Raw genomic sequence first — 3263 nt, forward strand, 5'->3', positions numbered from 1 at the left:
CACGCGCTCGGCGCTTGATCTGCCGGCGCATCTGCCGCCGATGGCGGCGGGGCTCTGCTTGCACCCAGGGTCTGGTTTGGGTAGGATGACGAGCGCCACCTCACGAACAGACTGGCCCAGTCTTTGAGAATCGGTACGTTTTAACTACATAGAACCTCATGACCACATACATCCTTCGTCGCCTGCTGATCGTAGTACCCACCTTGCTAGGGGTTTTGCTGGCAGTGTTTCTAATGGTGCGGCTGGCCCCCGGCGATCCCGCTCAGTTGCTGGCAGGCGAGTTTGCCACGCCCGAAACCCTGGCCGATATTCGCGAGCGGTTTGGCCTGGATCAGCCCTGGTATGCCCAGTTGGGCATTTATATTGTCAATGTTTTTCAAGGCGATCTGGGTGAGTCGGTGCGCACCCGCCAGCCCGTCACCCACGAACTAGCCAACTTCTTTCCAAACACGCTAAAACTAACCCTGGCAGCCATGCTGGTAGCCCTGCTGATTGGTATCCCGGCGGGCATTATCTCAGCCATACGGCCCGGCACTGCCATAGATCTGCTGGTAATGCTGGGAGCCTTGATCGGGGTTTCGATGCCAGTCTTCTGGTTTGGCCTGATGGCCATTCTTATCTTCTCGGTGCAGCTTGGATGGTTTCCCGTAGCAGGTACAGGCACAATCTGGCACCTGGTCTTACCTGCTATTACTCTGGGTACTAGCACTGCCGCTATCCTGGCCCGTATGACCCGCAGCGCCATGCTGGAGGTACTCTCACAAGACTACATCCGCACCGCCCGGGCCAAAGGTTTGGCAGGCCGGGTGGTGGTCTTCAAACATGCCATGCGCAATGCCCTGATACCGGTTGTCACCATTACGGGCCTTCAGTTTGGCGGGCTTCTGGAAGGAGCAGTGATCACCGAGACGGTGTTTGCCTGGCCAGGTATTGGGCGGCTGCTGGTTGACTCCATTCTGGCCCGCGACTATCCGGTAGTGCAGGGTGCGGTACTTCTTATCGCCGTGGCTTTCATTCTGATCAACCTGGTGGTTGACCTGCTGTATGGGGTCATTGACCCGAGGATTCGTTATGACTGATCTTGCCAGGTCGTCTGCCCAAAGGACTTCACGTGACTGAGCCTATCAGGACTGCCCCCAACACCCCGGACAAGCCGAAGGCCCCCCGTTGGCGACGGCGCTTGTTTCGCAGCCCATTGGCGGTGGCAGGGTTTTTGTTTATTGGTGTTTTTTTGCTGGTGGCTACTTTTGCCCCTTTCATCTCACCTTACAGCCCGCTCGAGCAGAATCTGCGCGGCATCAACGTCCCGCCGATGCGAGTGGAATTCCGTGGTCCGCAAGGCCAGCCGGGTCTCTGGGTGCGCGAGGTGACCCGCTCCCCCTTGGGTCAGCTCGAGGCAGGACAAGAACTGTATCCGATCCGGTTTTTTGTGCGCGGTGGTCAGCCCTGGGTCTGGTGGGGAGGCCTTCTGCAAAGCGACCTGCGACTGATTGGCGTAGACGGCCCGATCAAGTTTCATCTCCTGGGCTCCGACGAGCAAGGCCGTGACATTTTGAGTCGCCTGGCCCACGGGGCCTGGATTTCTCTTTCGATTGGGTTAATTGTAGTATCCATTGGCCTCTTCATCGGGGTACCGATGGGACTCGTCTCCGGTTACTTTGGGGGAACCCTAGACCTGATCGTTCAGCGCGTCGTTGATGTGATGCTCTCGTTTCCGGGCATACTGCTGGCTATCGTGCTGGTAGCAACCCTGGGAACTGGCCTGACCAATGTGATGATCGCAGTAGGCATCGCCGCCATTCCGGTTTATGCCCGACTGGTGCGGGGCTCGGTGCTTTCGTTGCGAGACCGCGAGTTTGTGGAAGCCAGCCGGGCGCTGGGTAACCACAACCGGCGCATAATGCTGAAGCATATCCTGCCGAATGCACTCCCCCCTATTATCGTGCAGTCGAGTTTGCAGATGGCTGTTGCAATCCTGTTTGCAGCCGGGCTGGGCTTCCTGGGCCTGGGAGCACGTCCACCCGAACCAGAGTGGGGCCTGATGCTCGCGCGGGGCCGCGAATACCTGGCTACTGCCCCGCATGTGGCGACTTTCCCAGGACTGGCCATCATGTTTGTGGCGCTTGGCTTCAACCTGTTGGGTGATGCCCTACGCGACGCGCTCGACCCCAGGGCACTCAGGTAACCTGGCACCCCTCAACACCCCACCATCCACAAGCCCGTTCAGTCCTCTCGCTATCTTCTGAGAACACGTTTAATCTTTATCCGATTCTCACAACGACCCAACCCAGCACCCAGCCTTTTGAGCAAAGATTCACCCAGGGCCCCCGGTTCACCCGGAGCCGCTAAAATGAAGGTATGAAACGATGGTTAGGTCTGACGATTCTGGCCCTGGCCAGTTGTGTACCGCAGCCAGGACAACAACCTTATCAACTCAGCGAGATTCAGGTGCTATTTGCCGAGAGTAGCGAGCGTTGGACTTTCTTTTATGGTGAACCCCAGGTCATCCGGCTGGGCGAGCGCAGCCTGGCCCTCGCAAAAGGGCCGGCGACCAGCCCGCTGGCTGTACCAGAGGCCTTACTGGTAAGGGGCGAGGCGCCCTACCGTGAGATTAACCCAGCCCTGCCGCAGGCGGCCCAAACCACCCGCACCTTCCCCGGTTTGCAGTTTGTGGTACGCGCCAGCCGCAACGTACAAAGTGCCTGGCTGTTCGATGGAGGCTGGTCACGGTTGGGCAGTGTCTTTGCCGGCAGTGCAGCCCAGGTGGTAGAAAGCCGCCCTGGCTCACCCAGGCTGGCCTCCCTCTCGGAGGCCGAAAATGAGGCTGTACTACGGGAAGTCTTGAGCCGCAGGGGGGGTCGTCCAGTGGTTTTGTACGAGCTCGAGCCCCCCCTGGCGCCCAACCGCTATGAACCGACCCCCCTTCAAGCCAGGGTCGTGGCACTGGCTGTGCAGTATGGCTTGGAAACGGAGCTTGCCTTGACACCTCCCAGTCCCCAACCCCAGAACCCCCGTGTAATGCAACAGGGTGGACAGTCTGCTTATACCAATGATAGTGCGGCCGCCTTCTTAGCCAGCAACCAGTCCCAGCTCCAGACCATCTGGCGGCTGGCTACCGGCCTCCAGCTTCCCCAGCCTGCCCCCCCCTCGGTAGACTTTAACCTTAACCGGGTGGTGGCCTTCTTCTGGGGCCAAAAGCCCACCGGCGGGCACGGCAGTCAACTTCTAATCACTCTGCTTTCGGGTAAGAGCCGGCGGGGCAC

General features: G+C 59.3%; 3 protein-coding genes. All 3 read left to right on the top strand.

From position 1 onward, the window contains the following. The first annotated feature begins 158 nt into the window (after positions 1 to 158). Positions 159 to 1079: a nickel ABC transporter permease gene (gene nikB / locus Q0288_RS14365; protein ID WP_299431761.1), complete on the top strand. Its 921-nt coding sequence runs from the start codon at positions 159 to 161 to the stop codon at positions 1077 to 1079. Between the two features lie 32 nt (positions 1080 to 1111). Beyond that, positions 1112 to 2185 carry an ABC transporter permease gene (locus tag Q0288_RS14370; RefSeq protein WP_299431764.1) on the top strand — a complete coding sequence of 358 codons (1074 nt, stop codon included), beginning with the start codon at positions 1112 to 1114 and terminating at the stop codon, positions 2183 to 2185. A gap of 173 nt (positions 2186 to 2358) precedes the next feature. Then, positions 2359 to 3263: hypothetical protein (locus Q0288_RS14375; protein ID WP_299431767.1), on the top strand; the 905-nt coding region annotated here is incomplete at its 3' end.

This window comes from uncultured Meiothermus sp. (assembly GCF_937863175.1).
Taxonomy (GTDB): domain Bacteria; phylum Deinococcota; class Deinococci; order Deinococcales; family Thermaceae; genus Meiothermus.

What these genes read in the sequence shown, in the direction of transcription:
- nikB (WP_299431761.1), top strand. Translation starts at nt 159, where the DNA reads ATGACCACATACATCCTTCGTCGCCTGCTGATCGTAGTACCCACCTTG.